This window comes from Sphingomonas kyungheensis (assembly GCF_037120395.1).
GTDB classification, from domain to species: Bacteria; Pseudomonadota; Alphaproteobacteria; order Sphingomonadales; family Sphingomonadaceae; genus Sphingomonas; species Sphingomonas kyungheensis.
This window is the reverse complement of sequence record NZ_JBBBDM010000002.1, coordinates 535,094-550,371: the sequence shown is the minus strand read 5'-3', so window position 1 is coordinate 550,371 and position 15,278 is coordinate 535,094. Positions and strand designations below refer to the sequence as shown.

At 69.1% G+C, this 15,278-nt stretch carries 11 protein-coding genes and 1 tRNA gene; 5 read left to right on the top strand and 7 right to left on the bottom strand.

The window, feature by feature from the left end:
* Positions 1-47: 47 nt before the first annotated feature.
* Positions 48-1,058, bottom strand: coding sequence for a hypothetical protein (locus V8201_RS06630; protein ID WP_336544791.1), 1,011 nt, complete (start codon positions 1,056-1,058; stop codon positions 48-50).
* A gap of 168 nt (positions 1,059-1,226) precedes the next feature.
* On the opposite strand from V8201_RS06630, the gene V8201_RS06625 reads away from it, so the two are divergent.
* Both V8201_RS06625 and V8201_RS06620 read left to right on the top strand, forming a co-directional pair.
* Positions 1,227-2,600, top strand: coding sequence for a class II 3-deoxy-7-phosphoheptulonate synthase (locus V8201_RS06625; protein WP_271300518.1), 1,374 nt, complete (start codon positions 1,227-1,229; stop codon positions 2,598-2,600).
* Between the two features lie 71 nt (positions 2,601-2,671).
* Positions 2,672-2,746: transfer RNA gene (locus V8201_RS06620), tRNA-Glu, on the top strand.
* A gap of 29 nt (positions 2,747-2,775) precedes the next feature.
* Here V8201_RS06620 and budC read toward each other — a convergent pair.
* The 5 genes from budC to V8201_RS06595 form a co-directional block, all read right to left on the bottom strand.
* Positions 2,776-3,537: a meso-2,3-butanediol dehydrogenase gene (budC, locus tag V8201_RS06615; RefSeq protein WP_336544790.1), complete on the bottom strand. Its 762-nt coding sequence runs from the start codon at positions 3,535-3,537 to the stop codon at positions 2,776-2,778.
* Positions 3,537-4,106: a type 1 glutamine amidotransferase domain-containing protein gene (locus V8201_RS06610; RefSeq protein WP_336544789.1), complete on the bottom strand. Its 570-nt coding sequence runs from the start codon at positions 4,104-4,106 to the stop codon at positions 3,537-3,539. Before V8201_RS06610 ends, budC begins: the two co-directional genes overlap by 1 nt.
* 104 nt (positions 4,107-4,210) lie before the next feature.
* Positions 4,211-5,293, bottom strand: coding sequence for a catalase family protein (locus tag V8201_RS06605; RefSeq protein ID WP_336544788.1), 1,083 nt, complete (start codon positions 5,291-5,293; stop codon positions 4,211-4,213).
* A gap of 198 nt (positions 5,294-5,491) precedes the next feature.
* A complete protein-coding gene (locus tag V8201_RS06600; protein ID WP_336544787.1) occupies positions 5,492-8,491 on the bottom strand; it encodes a glycosyl hydrolase family 28-related protein in 3,000 nt (999 codons plus the stop codon).
* A gap of 58 nt (positions 8,492-8,549) precedes the next feature.
* Entirely contained in the window at positions 8,550-8,822 is a 273-nt protein-coding gene (locus V8201_RS06595; RefSeq protein WP_081792838.1) for a response regulator transcription factor, read from the bottom strand.
* A 333-nt stretch (positions 8,823-9,155) separates the two neighbouring features.
* Between V8201_RS06595 and V8201_RS06590 the strand changes: the two genes are divergently transcribed.
* Positions 9,156-10,502 carry a GntT/GntP/DsdX family permease gene (locus tag V8201_RS06590; RefSeq protein WP_336544786.1) on the top strand — a complete coding sequence of 449 codons (1,347 nt, stop codon included), beginning with the start codon at positions 9,156-9,158 and terminating at the stop codon, positions 10,500-10,502.
* A 21-nt stretch (positions 10,503-10,523) separates the two neighbouring features.
* Positions 10,524-11,201 (top strand): FadR/GntR family transcriptional regulator, encoded by a 678-nt coding sequence (locus V8201_RS06585; protein ID WP_271300512.1) that lies wholly within the window; start codon positions 10,524-10,526, stop codon positions 11,199-11,201.
* Between the two features lie 98 nt (positions 11,202-11,299).
* Here the strand turns inward: V8201_RS06585 and V8201_RS06580 are convergent, their stop codons facing one another.
* A complete protein-coding gene (locus V8201_RS06580; protein WP_336544917.1) occupies positions 11,300-11,836 on the bottom strand; it encodes a gluconokinase in 537 nt (178 codons plus the stop codon).
* Between the two features lie 212 nt (positions 11,837-12,048).
* Between V8201_RS06580 and V8201_RS06575 the strand changes: the two genes are divergently transcribed.
* Positions 12,049-15,099, top strand: a complete 3,051-nt coding sequence (locus V8201_RS06575; RefSeq protein WP_336544785.1) for a glycosyl hydrolase family 28-related protein — start codon at positions 12,049-12,051, stop codon at positions 15,097-15,099.
* The last annotated feature ends 179 nt before the right edge of the window (positions 15,100-15,278 follow it).

The window sequence follows — 15,278 nt, the reverse complement described above, 5'->3', positions numbered from 1 at the left end:
CCGCCGCTTCTAGGCGAGCGGCGGCGCCAGCGGAACCGCCGATCCGGTCATTTGACCGCGTTGGCGTCGATGGTCACCCGATTGCCGGTGGAGACCGCGACGCGCTTGCCGCTGCCGACGAGGCTCCAGAGCTGTTTCGGCGACGGCATATGATCGAAGGTCGGAAAGGCGCTCGTCGTCCCGTCGACATCGGTGAGCGAGACCGCATAGCTGCCGCTCTTCTCGATCTGCCCCATGATCGACGGGAAGACGGAGACGGTGCGGCCCGCGTCGTACAGCGCCATGACATAGCTCCGCTCGTCCGTCCGGTAGACGCCATATTCGACGCGCGGCTCGCCGTCGCGGCACCAGACGGGGCGCGGGCCGGCGGGCTCGGACTTGGCCGCGGAGGCAGCGATGCTTCCGCTCAGCATCGACAATATATCGAGCGTCGTGATCGGTTGCGCCTTGGCGAAGTGCAAGGCGGTGGTGCAGGCGACGATCGGCACCGCCGCCGGGGCCGGCATTCCCTCCGGCTTCGGCCAGCGTATCCCGCCGATGACGGCCTGGAGCCGCGCGTCGAGCTGCGTCGCGGTCAGCGTCGGTGCGGTCATCCGGATGACAACGATCCAGTCACCGACCGGGATCGCCGCCAGCGCGGTACTGCGGATTGCGCCGCCCGCGATACCGTAGACCTGCCGCAGCGCGGACGGCGTCGACGCGCCCGGCGCAGCGAAGGCGACCGGATCGGCGCTGGCCGGGGCGGCGTTGCGGAACAGATCGCGCTGCTCGAGCGTGGTGCGCGACCGGTCGAACCAGAGGGCGACATCGTCGGCCGCGGGATGGAAGAGATAGATCGTCGCGCTGACGCTGCCGTCGGCCGCCTGATATTGTGCCATCACGTCATGCTCGGACGCCGTCGCATCGGTCAGCGCGGTACGGCGCATCCCGTCGATCTGTGCGGTCAGCACCAATCCGGTCTGCGCATGCTGCCACCCCTTGTCCGCCGGCACCGGCAGATCGCGCGCCGCCAGCGGGCTGGCGACGGCGAGAGCAAGCCCCATGATCAACCACCGCATGCCCCGTCCCCCTGTCTTTACCTTCATCCTAGAGGATTGCAGCGATGACCGGCAATGCGGGGTTGCCCGCAAAGACGTCGCGGTGACTGCCCCAAGCGTTCCTTCGTTGCGTCAAAGCCGTTTTGGGCGCATGTCGCGAGGCGTTTAGACCCGAAGGACACACCGATCATGGCCGCGAACTGGGCCCCCGACAGCTGGACCAAGGCCGATGCCCGCCAGCTTCCCGACTATCCCGACGCCGCCGCGCTCACCCAGGCGACCGACACGCTCGCCACCTTCCCGCCGCTGGTCTTCGCCGGCGAGGCGCGCAATCTGACCGCCGAACTGGCCGAGGTCGCCGCCGGCAAGGCGTTCCTGTTGCAGGGCGGCGATTGCGCCGAATCCTTCGCCGAGCACAGCGCGAACAACATCCGCGACACCTTCCGCGTCATCCTGCAGATGGCGGTGGTGCTGACCTATGCGTCGAAGCTGCCGGTGGTGAAGCTCGGCCGCATGGCGGGCCAGTTCGCCAAGCCGCGTTCCGCGCCGACCGAGGTGATCGATGGCGTCGAGCTGCCGAGCTATCGCGGCGACAACGTCAACGACATCGCCTTCACGCCCGAAAGCCGCATCCCCGATCCGCAGCGGATGATCCGCGCCTATTCGCAGTCGGCGGCGACGCTCAACCTGCTGCGCGCCTTCGCACAGGGCGGCTATGCCAATCTGCACCAGGTGCATCGCTGGACGCACGATTTCATGGGCCGCAGCCCGTGGTCGCGCAAATATGCCGAGACCGCCGACCGGATCGGCGAGGCGCTCGAATTCATGGCGGCGTGCGGCATCGATCCCGAGACCGTGCCGCAACTGGCGCAGACCGCTTTCTATACCAGCCATGAAGCCCTGCTGCTGCCGTTCGAACAGGCGCTGACCCGGCAGGATTCGCTGACCGGCGACTGGTACGACACCTCGGCGCATTTCCTGTGGATCGGCGACCGCACCCGCTTCGAAGGCTCGGCGCATGTCGAGTTCCTGCGCGGCATCGGCAATCCGATCGGCGTCAAATGCGGGCCGAGCCTCGAACCCGACGCGCTGCTGCGCATGCTCGACACGCTCAACCCCGGCCGCGTGCCGGGGCGGATGACGCTGATCACCCGCTATGGCTTCGACAAGATCGAGGCGGCGTTGCCCAAGCTCGTCCGCGCGGTGACGCGCGAGGGGCATCCGGTGGTGTGGAGCTGCGACCCGATGCACGGCAATACCGTCAAGGCGGTGACCGGCTACAAGACGCGCCCGTTCGACCGCATCCTCGCCGAGGTGCGCGGCTTCTTCGCCGTCCACCGCGCCGAGGGCACGCACGCCGGCGGCATCCATGCCGAAATGACCGGCCAGAACGTCACCGAATGCACCGGCGGCGCGATCGACGTGACCGAACAGAGCCTCGCCGATCGCTATCACACGCATTGCGACCCGCGTCTCAACGCCGGGCAGAGCCTCGAACTCGCCTTCCTGCTCGCCGAGATGCTCAACGCGGAAATGGCCGAGCGGCGCAAGGTCGCCGCCTGATAAACGGGGGCGTCGGCGAAACCCGCTTGACGCCCCCTGCCCCAGCGCCTAGAGGCGCTGGCTCACCGCACGGCCCCTTCGTCTAGCGGTCAGGACGTCGCCCTCTCACGGCGAAAGCACGAGTTCGATTCTCGTAGGGGTCACCAGCGGTCTTCCCGCTCTATTGGTTCCAATGTCACGACAGCGGTGGCTGGCCGTTCGACGCGGTCAGGCCGCCGTCGACCGGCAGGTTGACCCCGGTGACATAATGCGCGTCCTCGCTGGCGAGGAAGGCGATCGCGCCGGCGATGTCGGCCGGCTCGGCGCCGCGACCGAGCGGGATCCGCTCCTCGAACTTGGCGATCAGCTCGGGCTGCTCCTTCATCCCCGCGGTCAGCGCGGTATAGGTGAGCGACGGATTGACCGCATTGACGCGGACGCCATGCTGCGCCTCGTCCATCGCCAGCGCCCGCGTGAAATTGCTCACCGCGCCCTTTGCCGCACAATAGAAACTGTGGTTCCAGTCGCCACCCAGACCCGATACCGACGAGATGTTGACGATGCAGCCCTTCGACGTGCGCAGATGTCGGATCGCCGCGCGGCTCATCTGGACGACGCCGTAGAGATCGGTCTCGATCACCTTGGTGAAGGCGCTGAACTCGCCCTCGTCGAGCTTGCCGAGATGATCGACGCCGGCGTCGTTGACGAGCACGTCGATCCGCCCGAAGCGATCGATCGTCGCCTGGACGAGCGCTTCGCAGGCGGCACGGTCGGAGACGTCGGTGGTCTGCACCGCCACCGTGCCGGGCAGCTCGTCGGCGAGGCGACCGAGCGCCGCCGCATCGATGTCGCCGAGCATCAGCGTCGCCCCTTCCTCGGCGAAGCGGCGCGCCGCCCCCTCACCGATGCCGGACGCGGCACCGGTGATCAGCACGACCGTATCGGCGAAGCGCGCCATCACGCATTCTCCGCCTGCGCCGGATGGCGACCCTCGGCGAATTCCTCGACGAGCTTGGCGCAGAAAGCGGGCAGATCGTCGGGATTGCGGCTGGTGACGAGGCCTTTATCGACCACCACCTCCTGATCGACCCAGTTTCCGCCGGCGTTGCGGATGTCGGTCGCCAGCGTCGGATAGGAGGTGAGCGTGCGGCCCTGAAGCTGGTCGGCCTCGATCAGCGTCCACGGCGCGTGGCAGATCGCCGCGACCGGCTTACCCGCCGCGAAGAAGTCACGGACGAAGGCGACCACCGCGTCCGAACCGCGCAGCTTGTCGGCGCCGACCGTACCGCCGGGGATGACCAGCCCGTCGAAATCGGCGGCGGCGACGTCGCCGATCGCCTTGTCGACGGTATAGCTGCTGCCCGGATCGAGATCGTTATTGACGGTCTGCGCCTCGCCCGTCTCCAGGCTGATCACGGTGACGGTACCGCCGGCCGCCTCGACCGCCGCCTTGGGCTTGGCGAATTCGGGATCCTCGGTGCCACGCGGCGCTATCAGGATGGCGATGGTCTTGCCCGACAGGGTCATGATGATTCTCCTAAGATGGTTGGTTGTGAGTCCCGGGTGATCCGGTTCCTGAAGAACCGCACACCACCGGGCGATAGGCATTGGGTTCGTGCAGTCGGCGCCGCTCACTCGGCGGCGCGCATCGCCTCGTGATAGGGGCAGCCGTTGACGCGGGCGCGGAAATCGGCCGAATGGCGATAGGTCGCGTTGCGCGCGCGGTTGACGTTGCCGAGTGGCTGGTGCGCGGCAAGTCCGGTCCAGATGCTGAAGCGGCTCTGCTCGTTGATCTGCTGGACGTGGGCGTCGCTGTAGCTGTCCTGCGCCGCGGCGCGGATCGTCGCGACGCGCTGGAACGGCGCTTCCTCTTCCTGCCATTCGACCGTCGGGTCCTCAACCGGCTGGCGATCGAGATCGCGGCAGAGCTGGACCTGGAATTCCCATTCGGCGTCGATCCGCGCCATTTCCTCGCGCACCTCGCTGCGGATCGCATCCTCGCGGCCGTTCGCGTCGATGATGCGGCCGGTGAGCGCGGTCAGGGCCGGCGCGACCGGGACGATGCGGAACTTGGCGATGTAATCACCCCAGCGATACGGCGTCACCGAATAATAGGTCTCTCCCAGCGGATCGACATTGGGCGCGCCGCCGAGCGTATCGACTGCGGGGATCTGCGCACCGACTGCGTCCAGCGCGTTATGCACGCCGCGCAGCACCGTCGACAGCACGGTCTTCGTGCCTTCCAGCCGGTCGGTGGTCTTGGCGAGCAGCTTGAGGTTGGACAGGAATGCGGCGGCGTCCTTCGCCTGGAACACCTTGCCGTTGTTGAGCACGAAATCCTGCGTCTCGCCCTCGGCGCCGGGCAGGCGCTCGCCCGCGACGTCGAACACCTTGATCGCGAGGCCGCGCGGCAGGCTGATCGCGTCGGGCAGGATGTCGCCGGCGTTGGTCGAGATGCGCATCAGCAGCTTGTGCCGGCCGGGCGTCGCGAACAGACCCTGCGCCACCTCGGGCGGCAGGTCGGCGTCGATGGTCATCTCACCTTCGAGCAGCGCATGCGCCTTGGCGTGGACCGAGCGGACGGCGTGGCCGTAATCTTCCGCGGTCCGTTCGAGGATGACGTCGAACGTCTGGTTGAGGCCGGCGATCGTCTCGGCCTCGTCAGGCTTCACCTCTTCGACGTCGGGACGGTAACGGATCGGGGCGTCGGTCATCGGGCATCTCGCTGCGGGCGTTGAGGGACAAGGTCCTTTCGTCAAACCCCCGGGACGCCGCGATTGTTGCGGTACGGTTCCGGACCGATGCGCGTGGCAGCGGCGGCGGCCCGCCCCGCCCCCTGCCCGCGATCAGGCCGGCAGGGGGCGGGCGCCGCTTATCGATCGCACCGGATCGGGGCCCGGCGACGGCCCGCCCTACAGATCCACCGCGTAGAGCGCATGGTGGGTAAGGATGAACAGCGTCTTCTGCCCCGCCCCGCCGATCACCAGTTGCAGCGGCCGTTCGGGCACGTCGATCCGACGCGTCTGCGTGCCGTCGGGCGCGTAGACGAACACCTGCCCGTTGGCGACGTAGAGGTTGCCCGCCGCATCGCGTGCGACGCTCTCGCCGCCGCGATCGGCGACCACCTTGAGGTCGGTGACCTGGCCGCCCTCGCCGACGAAACCGCTGTAGGTGCGGTTCTCCGATCCGTTGGTCAGCGTCACCCGGCCGCCCTGCGGCGCCGCGACGAAGCCGTAGGAATCGAGCGTGTCGGACCAGCGCCAGCCCTGATGATCGTCCGGCCCCTGGTTCCGGACGCGGAACGCCGGCAGCACCAGCGATCCGTCGGGCGAGACATATTCCTGCGCCTTCGCCTCGCCCATCTTGCCGGTGAAGAAGGCGCTGAGCGGCGGGTAGCTATAGGTCTTGGGGTCGATCCGATCGGCGAATTCACCGTTCGCCCAGACGTTGACCGGCAGCAGCGTCGCCGCCTTGCGCCCGGCGCGCACCGGCGTCGGCGGGATGACGCGGACCGCGGCCGGATCGCGCGGATCGATGCTGTAGACGCTGCCGTCGCGCCCCGCCGACGACAGGACGAGCAACGATCCCGACCGGTCGACCGCGAGATTGACCGGATCGAGCGGCGCGTCGGACACCGTCGTCAGCCCCTCGCCCGCCGACCAGCCATGGATGCGCTGGAAGAAGCGATCGATGAAATAGAGCTTGCCGTTGGCATCGGTCGCCGCGCCGGCAATCGAATAGAAGCCGTCCGCGAGCTTGCGCACCCCCGCCGAGACGGGGATGGCCGGTGCGGTCGCGGCGCTGGCCGGCGCGGCCGGCACGTCGAGCCGGGCGAATTCGCGCTCGCGCACCTCCTGCTGGCGCGTCATGTCCTTGATCGCATTCTCGAAGGGGAATTTGCTCGCACGCGTATAGGTGCCGCAGCCCTTGGCGTCGCAGCTCGCAAAGCCGCTCTCCGCATTCACATGGACGTTACGGAAGCGGATCTCGCCCGAATTGTACAGCCGCACCGCGGTGTCCATCGGCTTGATCGTGCGGGTGACGCGATAGCCGTGGTAATTGGCGAACAGGATGTTGCGCGAGTTGCGGAACTCGGTCGACACCGCATTGACGCCGTCGCGGACCTCCTGCTCGGTCTGCGGCGCGAGGAATTCCCAATTCTCGACATGGTCGAGGACGATCTCGTGGCGATAGTGATGCTCGGCCGACAGTTCGTAGACATGGCCCGGCGTCTTGGTGTTAGAGACGTAGAATCCCGCGGAGGCCAGCGTGTTGGGCGACCAGAGCGCGGCGAAGGTGCCGCCGCCGCCGTCGGTCACCCAGATGCTGGGATATTGGCCGTCGAAGCGCGCGCGCGGATCGCCGAAGCCGATCGGGCTGCCCTTGGTCAGCACGGTGCCGCCGCCGCCCTGGATCTTGACGTCGTTGACCATCGACCGCTCGCCCGCCTTCCACAGCAAGGCGGTGGCGCGCGGATTGACGCCGCCGGTCCACAGGCCGAGGCCGTGGACGATCGCATTGCCGCCCTTGGCGCTTTCAATCAGCGCCTTGGCGCTGCCGACGCCCATGAAGGCGGGCGTCTCGTCGGGCAGATAGACGTGGGTGAGGCTCGGGTGGAGCGCGATCAGCACGCTGTCGGGGCGCAGCCTGATCGTATCGGTGACGCGATAGCGGCCCATCGGCAGGTAGACGACGCGATGCGTGTCGATCGCGCGTTGCAGCGCGGCGGTGTCGTCGGTGGTGTCGTCGCCCCTGACGCCGAGGTCGTGCGCATTCGCCCAGGCCTTGACCGGCGGCAGCGCCGCGATCGCCGGCCTGGGCCGGGCCGGCACCCGCGCCAGCGGCGCCATCGTCACGTCGGTCGCATAATCGCCGATCGTGCCGAGCCCGGCGAGCTTCAGCCCATAGGAAAAGTCGCTGACCCGATAGCGGGCACCCTTGCCCGCCACCGTCGCGCCGCTGTCGCGGAAGCGGGCGAAGGTCGGCGTGTTGATGCCGATCGCATTGTCGAAGCCGATCTGGGTGAACACGCTCTTCTCTTCCGAGATCAGCACCGCGGTCTGCGAGACGTTCTCGAAGCGGACGTCCTTGCCCCACAGCGAATCCGAATAGCCGCGGTCGATCTCGATACCGACCGGCGTATCGCGGATCGCGACGTTGACCAAAGTCAGATCGACCTCATGCTCGCGGATCGCCGCATCGCGCTGGCCGCTGAAATCGCTGTCGATCAGCGTGAACTGCCAGGCGGGCGAGGTCTTTTCCGACATGATGCCGTAGCGGCCGCCAAAGAAGCGCAGGTCCTCGAACTCGTTGCCAGCCTGATAGACACCGGCAAGCCCCGATCCGATATGGAAGTCGGCATGGCGGATATAGCCGTGCTGCGCGACGCGGAAGCGGACCGCGACCGCGCCGGCATTGCCGGCCCCGATGCGGAAATCGACGTTGCTGATCGCCGAATAGAAGGTGCTGGAGGTCGCGTCGAAGATCGCGGGATCGAACGGCACGCTGGTCCGCGGCGGCACCGGCGCCTTGCCGACGCGATACTGATCCTCGCCGGTGAAGGCGAGCACCGCCGCGACGCCCTCGCCGAAGCCGGCGCTATTGTCGCCGAGCACGATCGCCGGCCGGGTCGCGCCGACGCCGAAGATACGCACCGCCGAGCGGACGAAGATCGTCCGGCTGACCCGGTAGCGGCCCGAGGGCAGGAAGACGACGCCGCCCTTGCCGCCTTCCGCAGCCGCGTCGATCGCCTGCTGGATCGCGGCGCTGTCGTCGGCGCGGCCGTCGCCGACGCCACGCACGGTGATCGCCCGCTCGTCCTTGGGCGCGGTGAGATAGACGGAGGTCGTTGCCGCCACCGCAGGCGCGGGCGCGATCAGCGCCGCCGCGCCAAGCAGCCAGATATGCTTCAAGGCCAGTCTCCCCGGGGGTTCGATCGTGCGGCGCGACCCGGCGGGCCGCGTGAAAGGGTCAGGAGGCGCGGCGCGCCAGCGTCTGCGCGGCGAGCGCGACCTGCGTGCGGTTGCGCACGTTGAGCTTGCGCATCAGCGCGGTCATATGCGCCTTCACCGTCGCTTCGGCGATGCCGAGATCATAAGCGATCTGCTTGTTGAGCAGCCCGGAATGGACGCCGTGCAGCACCTTCATCTGCGTCGGCGTCAGCGACTCGAGCGTCGGCGTCACCCCCGGCGCAGCGGCGGTGCGCGGCGCGGTCTGGCGAGCGAGTGTGGAAGTCCCTTCCATCGTCATCCTCCCTAAACGGCCAACGGCCGGCGGACGTCCATGGCGGACGCTCCATCTTGGTCTTGCGAACCATTTGCATGGATTCGGTTAGACAGGTTTCTTGTATGATCCAGCTAATACGATGGGATCAAGCCTTTTTTCTTGCCGATCCGTAAAAACCTGTCCTACAGATAGGCTCAGAAACGGCAGGCGAAGGCGTCGCCGCACAGGAGGGAGGGTGTCGATGCGGCACAGGCAGGGCAGCGCGGCAAGCGGCGCAGCACCACGACCGGCAGGGCGCGGTTCCGATCGAATCGGCGCATGCGACCGTCACCGCGCGGGGGGCACGCCGGCATGAGCGCCGCCGACATCCGCCTGATCGCCGCGGCGCTCGCCGGGATCCTGCTGGCGGTGGCGATGATCGTGCGCGGGCGGCTCCATCCCTTCATCGGCCTGTTGTGCGGCGCGTTTGCGGTCGGGCTGTTCGCCGGCCTGCCGCTGCCCGAGATCGCCAAGGCGGTGCAGAAGGGTGTCGGCGACATCATCGGCGGCACCGGCCTCGTCGTCGCCCTCGGCCTGTCGCTCGGCGCGATGCTGCATTTGTCGGGCGCCGCGGCGGCACTGGCGCAGGGCGCGTTGCGGTTGACCGGCGCGCGGGCAGCGCCGTGGGCGACGCTCGGCATCGCCATCGTCATCGGCCTGCCGCTGTTCTTCGAAACCGGTCTCGTGCTGCTGCTGCCGATCGTCGTCGCCGCGGCGGAGGCGATGGCGGGGGACGATCAGGCGGCGCGCGACGGCGCCAAGCTGCGGCTGATCATGCCGGCACTCGCCGGGCTCGGCGTCGTCCATGCGCTGGTGCCACCGCATCCCGGGCCGTTGCTCGCGGTTGAGGCGCTCGGCGCGAACCTCGGCAAGACGATGCTCTACGGCATCCTCGTCGCCATTCCGACCGCGATCCTCGCCGGGCCGGTGCTGGCGCGCTTCGTCACGCCCGGCGTCCGGCTCGCGCCGCCGCTGCTCCACGATCACCGTCTCGATCTCGCCACACCGAACCGGTTCGCCTCGCTCGTCATCGTGCTGCTGCCGGTGCTGCTGATCGCGACCGGCGAACTCGGCCAGATGGCGCCGGGGCTGAAGGGCGCGGGCTGGCTGGTCGCGGCGAGCAATCCGGTGATCGCGCTGCTCGTCACCAATCTGCTCGCCCTCCCCCTGCTGTTCGGCGCGCGGCTGCGCGAGGCGAAGATCCAGGACGCGGTGTGGCATGAGACGATGGCCGCGGCCGGCGCGATCCTGCTCGCGATCGGCGCGGGCGGCGCGCTCAAGCAGGTGCTGGTCAGCGCCGGCCTGTCCGACCTGCTCGCCCGGCTGGTGCTGATGTATGCGGTGTCGCCGCTGCTGCTCGGCTGGCTGGTCGCGGTCGGCATCCGTCTCGCCGCGGGATCGGCGACGGTGGCGACGATCACCGCGGTCGGCATCATGCCCGGCGTCGTCGCCGGGTCGGGCGTGTCGCCCGAACTGGTGGTGCTGGCGATCGGCGCCGGGTCGGTATTCTTCAGCCACGTCAACGATCCCGGCTTCTGGCTGGTCAAGAGCTATGTCGGCACCAGCACCGCGGACACGTTCAAGACCTGGTCCCTGCTCGAGACGGTGATCTCGGTGGTCGGCCTCGCGCTGGTCGTCGCGCTCAGTTATGTCGTCTGACCGGCGGGAAAAGGAGCCAGAATGAGCGAAGTACGCCTGGTCGACCGCGCCTATACGGCGATCGTCGCGATCATCAACGACGATGGCCTGGCGATCGGCGATCGGCTGCCCTCCGAAGCGCGGCTCGCCGAATCGTTCGGCGTGTCGCGGACGATCGTGCGCGAGGCGCTCGCCCGCCTCGCCTCGGACGGGATCACCGCGGCGCGGCGCGGCGCCGGCTCCTATGTGCAGCGCCGCCCGTCCGAGCGGCTGAGCACGCATATGCCGATGGACGCGCTCGCCAAGACGCTCGGCACCTATGAGGTCCGCTTCGTGTTGGAATCGGAGGCGGCACGGCTCGCGGCGCAGCGGCGCTCGCCCGACCAGCTCGACGTGATCGAACAGGCGCTGGCGGCGCTGCGCAGCGCGCTGCTGTCGAACGCGCCGGCGCATGACGAGGACTGGCTGCTCCACCGCGCGATCGTCGAGGCGACGGGCAATTCCGCCTTCGTGCCGGTGTTCGACCATCTGCAGGACGAGGTGATGCGCATCCTGCGCGCCGGCGTCGACATCTCGCGCTCGCGCCCGCCCGAGGTGATCGGCGCGATGATGGACGAACATGACGCGATCGTCGATGCGATCCGCGCGCGCGATGCCGACGGCGCGGCGCTGGCGATGCGCTGGCACCTGTCGCAGGGGCGCAAGCGGCTGATGCCGTGAGCCGGGCCGGACCGACCGAAATCGGCGCAGACTCCCCTGTTTCAGCCGCTTGGTCTGACCCTGTCGAGGGGCCCGAGACTCACCGCCCTTTGACAGTCCTAGTGCGACCGGCGGGATATCGGATCGGCTCCGAGGATCGCACCGTGCTGCGCATCGATCCACGTCAGCGCCTCGGCGACCAAGGTCTCGACCGGCCGCGCCGCATCGAGCGTCACCGCCGCCTCGTCGCTGGTCGGCTTTTCGAGCGTGGCGAGCTGGCTGCCGAGCAGGCTGGGCGGCATGTAATGGCCCGAGCGCGTCTCCATCCGCCGCGCGATCTCCGCGGCGCCGGTGTCGAGCAGCACGAACAGCAACGGCACCGCCGAGGCGGCGGACAGGCGTTCGCGATAGCTGCGCTTGAGCGCCGAACAGGCCGCGACCGCGACGCCGCCCGCGCTTGCCAGCGCCGCCTCGCCGAGCGCCGCGCCGAGCCGGTCGAGCCACGGCCAGCGATCGTCGTCGGTGAGCGGATGGCCCGCCTGCATCTTGGCGACGCTGGCGGCGGAGTGGAAGGCATCGCCTTCGAGCACCGGGCAGGCGAGCGCGCAGCCGAGCCGCGTCGACAGGGTCGACTTGCCGCTGCCGCTCACGCCCATGACGACGACGGCATATGTCCGCCCTGCTTGCCCCTGCACCGGCTACCTTTGCGTTCGACGCCGGCTGAGCGCCGGCGTGCGGATAACGCTGCTATCCCGCGTCCGTGCCCGGCTGACCATACGACCTTTGTCGCAATCGTCGCCTGCCGCAGCCGCTCCTACTTCGGGCGCACCGGCGCTCCGGCCCCGTTTTTTACAAGGAATTCGCCGTGATGACGATCAGGCCCCGCGCGGCGCGCCGCCTTCCCCCCGTCGCCATGCTGCTGCTCGCCGGCACCGCCGCGCCGCTGTTCGCCGCCGCGCCGACGCCGTCGGTGTCGAGCCTGACCGCCGCGCCGGCCGATCCGCGCGCCGTCACCGTCGCCGCGACGGGCGACGGCATCGCCGACGACGGCGCGACGATCCAGCGCGCGATCGACTCGGTCGCCGCGCAGGGCGGCGGCGGCATCGTCTTCCTGCCGGAAGGGCGCTACCGGATCACCCGCACGCTGTTCATGCGACCGGGCGTGCGGCTGTTCGGCGTCGGCAAGCGGCGGCCGGTGATCCTGCTTGCGGCGAACACGCCCGGCTTCCAGACCGGGGTCGGCAGCATGGTGTTCTTCACCGGCACGCTGCCGACCAAGCCGGGTGAGACGCCGCGCGTGGTGCCGGTGCCGCCGCCGACCAGCGTGCCGTTCGATCCCGCCATCGCCGACGCCAATTCCGGCACCTTCTATTCGTCGATGGCCAACGTCGACTTCGTCATCGGCGAGGGCAATCCGGCGGCGACCGCGGTCCGCTTCCACGCCGCGCAGCATGCCTATCTGTCGCATATCGACTTCCACCTCGGCTCCGCGCTCGCCGGCATCTATCAGGTCGGCAACGTCGGGCAGGACCTGCGCTTCTTCGGCGGCCGCTATGGCATCCTCACCGAAAAGCCCTCCCCCGCCTGGCCCTACACCCTGCTCGACGCGACCTTCGAGGGCCAAAGCGACGCGGCGATCCGCGGGCATGAGGCGGGGCTGACATTGGTCAACACCGTCTTCCGCAACGTGCCCGTCGGGATCGAGATCGACCGCGGCTATGGCGACTGGCTGTGGGGCAAGCAGGTCCGGTTCGAGAATGTCGCCAAGGCCGGCGTCATCATCAGCAACGAAGGCAATGCCTATACGCAGATCGGCTTCGAGGATGCGACCGCCACCGGAACGCCGGTGTTCGCGCGCTTCCGCGACAGCGGCCGGACGGTGGCAGGCCCGGCGGCGCGCTATCGGGTGCGCGCCTTCACCTACGGCCTGACGCTGCCGGCGCTCGGCGCGATGGGGACGTTCGCGACGCGGATGGATGCGGTGCCGCTGACCGGTGGCGCCAAACGGCCGGCGCCGGCGATCCGCGCGCTGCCGCCGGTCGCGAGCTGGACCAACGTCCGCGATCTCGGCGTCACCGGCGACGGCAGCACCGACGATACCGAGGCACTGCGCAAGGCCATAGCGAGCCGCAAGGTGCTTTATTTCCCCGCCGGCTTCTACCGGGTCAGCGACACGCTGACGCTGCGTCCCGACAGCGTGCTGATCGGCCTCCACCCCAGCCTCACCCAGATCGTGCTCGCCGACGACAGCCCCGCCTATCGCGGCATCGGCGCGCCGCATGCCCTGATCGCAAGCGCGCGCGGTGGCGACGCGATCGTCTCCGGCCTCGGCCTCGCCACCGGCGGACGCAATCCGCGCGCCACCGCCCTGTTGTGGCGGGCGGGCGAACGCTCGCTGGTCGACGACGTCAAGTTCCAGGGCGGGCACGGCACCTTCCGCGCCGACGGCAGCCGCTTCGATCCCTATAACGCCGATCACAGCGGCGACCCCGATCCGCTCCAGCGCTGGGACGGGCAGAACGCCAGCCTGTGGGTGACCGACGGCGGCGGCGGCACGTTCAACGGGCTGTGGACGCCGAGCACCTATGCCTCGGCGGGGCTGCTCGTCACCGACACCGCCACGCCGGGTCACGTCTACCAGATGTCGGCGGAGCATCATCGCCGCGCCGAGATCGTCCTCGACCATGTGCGCAACTGGGAGTTCCTCGCGCCGCAGACCGAGGAGGAAGCGGGCGAGAGCCGCGATACGGTGGCGTTCGAGATCCGCAACTCGCGCGACATCCTGTTCGCCAATCTCCACGCCTATCGCGTCACCCGCTCGCTGCAAGCCGCGCCGGATGCGATCACGCTGACCGGATCGAGCAACATCCGCTTCCGCAACGTGCATGTGAATGCGGAAAGCGGCTTTGCGACCTGCGACGAAGCCGGCTGCGGCACCTATCTGCGCGCGAGCAAATATCCGTACGAAAACGCGATCCGCGACATCACCCGCGCCGCCGGGGTCCGCGAGCGCGAATTCGCCGTACTCGATGTCGGCGACGCGCCGGTCGCCCCACCGTCGGCCGGCGTCGCGGTGACCAGGGTCGCCGAGGGCTTTCACGCTCTGGGCGGCGGCGCGGTCGATGCCGCGGGCGCGCTCTACTTCGTCGATCGGCCGATGCAGCGGATCCACCGCTGGACCGCCGGCGACGGGCTGTCGGTGGTCGCCGATGCGCCGCTCGACGCGGTCAACCTCGCGGTCGACCGGTCGGGCAAGCTGATGGTCCTGTCCTCGGCCGGTGCTGCGGGCACCGTCTACAGCCTCGATCCCGCCCACCCCGCCGCGATCACCGTGCTGCCCGCGACGCCGACCAGGCCGCATCCGCGCCTCGCCCTGCCCGCCAGCCTGTGGGTCAACGGCGAGTTCCGCGATCAATATGACCCCGCGACCGACCATTTCACCACGCTCGCCGAAATGTTCGCGCGCGACGTCGCCGAGCCCAAGGCGCGGGAATATGTCTCGCCCGACGGCAGCCTCGCGCTGCCGGCGTTCCGCGTCTGGCAGCAGGGGCCGGCGGATCATCGCGGCTGGCGCTTCTCCGATACGCTCGACACCTATGGCCTCGTCACCGCCAAACCCGGTGAGCGACTCTATGTGCCCAACGGTTCGGAAGACCGCACCTACAGCGGCCTCGTCGGCGCGGGCGGCGCGATCACCGACCTCAAGCCGTTCGCGCCGCGCGGCGGCGAGAGCGTCGTCGCCGGCCCCGACGGCCGCGTCTACGTCGCCAACGGACAGATCTTCGTCTATGCCGCCGATGGCCGCGAGACGGGGCGGATCGACGTGCCCGACCGGCCGCTGCAATTGCTGTTCGGCGGCGCGGACGGGCGGACGCTGCTGATCGTCACCCACCACGCGCTCTACACCGCGCGTCCGTAACGTCCTTTCACCGGCATGCGCGGCAGCGCGCATGTCGGGGGCGGTTCCTGCCCGCGAAACGTGCGTCCGCGCGTCTCGGGCGACGGCGCTACCATATGTCCCTGCCGGCTTGATCGACTTTGGTCGTAGATGCCGTCGCCCCCGTCTTTGCGTAAGCAGAAGCCAAGATCAGGGATCAG

What these genes read in the sequence shown, in the direction of transcription:
- V8201_RS06630 (WP_336544791.1), bottom strand. Translation starts at nt 1,058, where the DNA reads ATGCGGTGGTTGATCATGGGGCTTGCTCTCGCCGTCGCCAGCCCGCTG.
- V8201_RS06625 (WP_271300518.1), top strand. Translation starts at nt 1,227, where the DNA reads ATGGCCGCGAACTGGGCCCCCGACAGCTGGACCAAGGCCGATGCCCGC.
- budC (WP_336544790.1), bottom strand. Translation starts at nt 3,537, where the DNA reads ATGGCGCGCTTCGCCGATACGGTCGTGCTGATCACCGGTGCCGCGTCC.
- V8201_RS06610 (WP_336544789.1), bottom strand. Translation starts at nt 4,106, where the DNA reads ATGACCCTGTCGGGCAAGACCATCGCCATCCTGATAGCGCCGCGTGGC.
- V8201_RS06605 (WP_336544788.1), bottom strand. Translation starts at nt 5,293, where the DNA reads ATGACCGACGCCCCGATCCGTTACCGTCCCGACGTCGAAGAGGTGAAG.
- V8201_RS06595 (WP_081792838.1), bottom strand. Translation starts at nt 8,822, where the DNA reads ATGGAAGGGACTTCCACACTCGCTCGCCAGACCGCGCCGCGCACCGCC.
- V8201_RS06590 (WP_336544786.1), top strand. Translation starts at nt 9,156, where the DNA reads ATGAGCGCCGCCGACATCCGCCTGATCGCCGCGGCGCTCGCCGGGATC.
- V8201_RS06585 (WP_271300512.1), top strand. Translation starts at nt 10,524, where the DNA reads ATGAGCGAAGTACGCCTGGTCGACCGCGCCTATACGGCGATCGTCGCG.
- V8201_RS06580 (WP_336544917.1), bottom strand. Translation starts at nt 11,836, where the DNA reads ATGGGCGTGAGCGGCAGCGGCAAGTCGACCCTGTCGACGCGGCTCGGC.
- V8201_RS06575 (WP_336544785.1), top strand. Translation starts at nt 12,049, where the DNA reads ATGACGATCAGGCCCCGCGCGGCGCGCCGCCTTCCCCCCGTCGCCATG.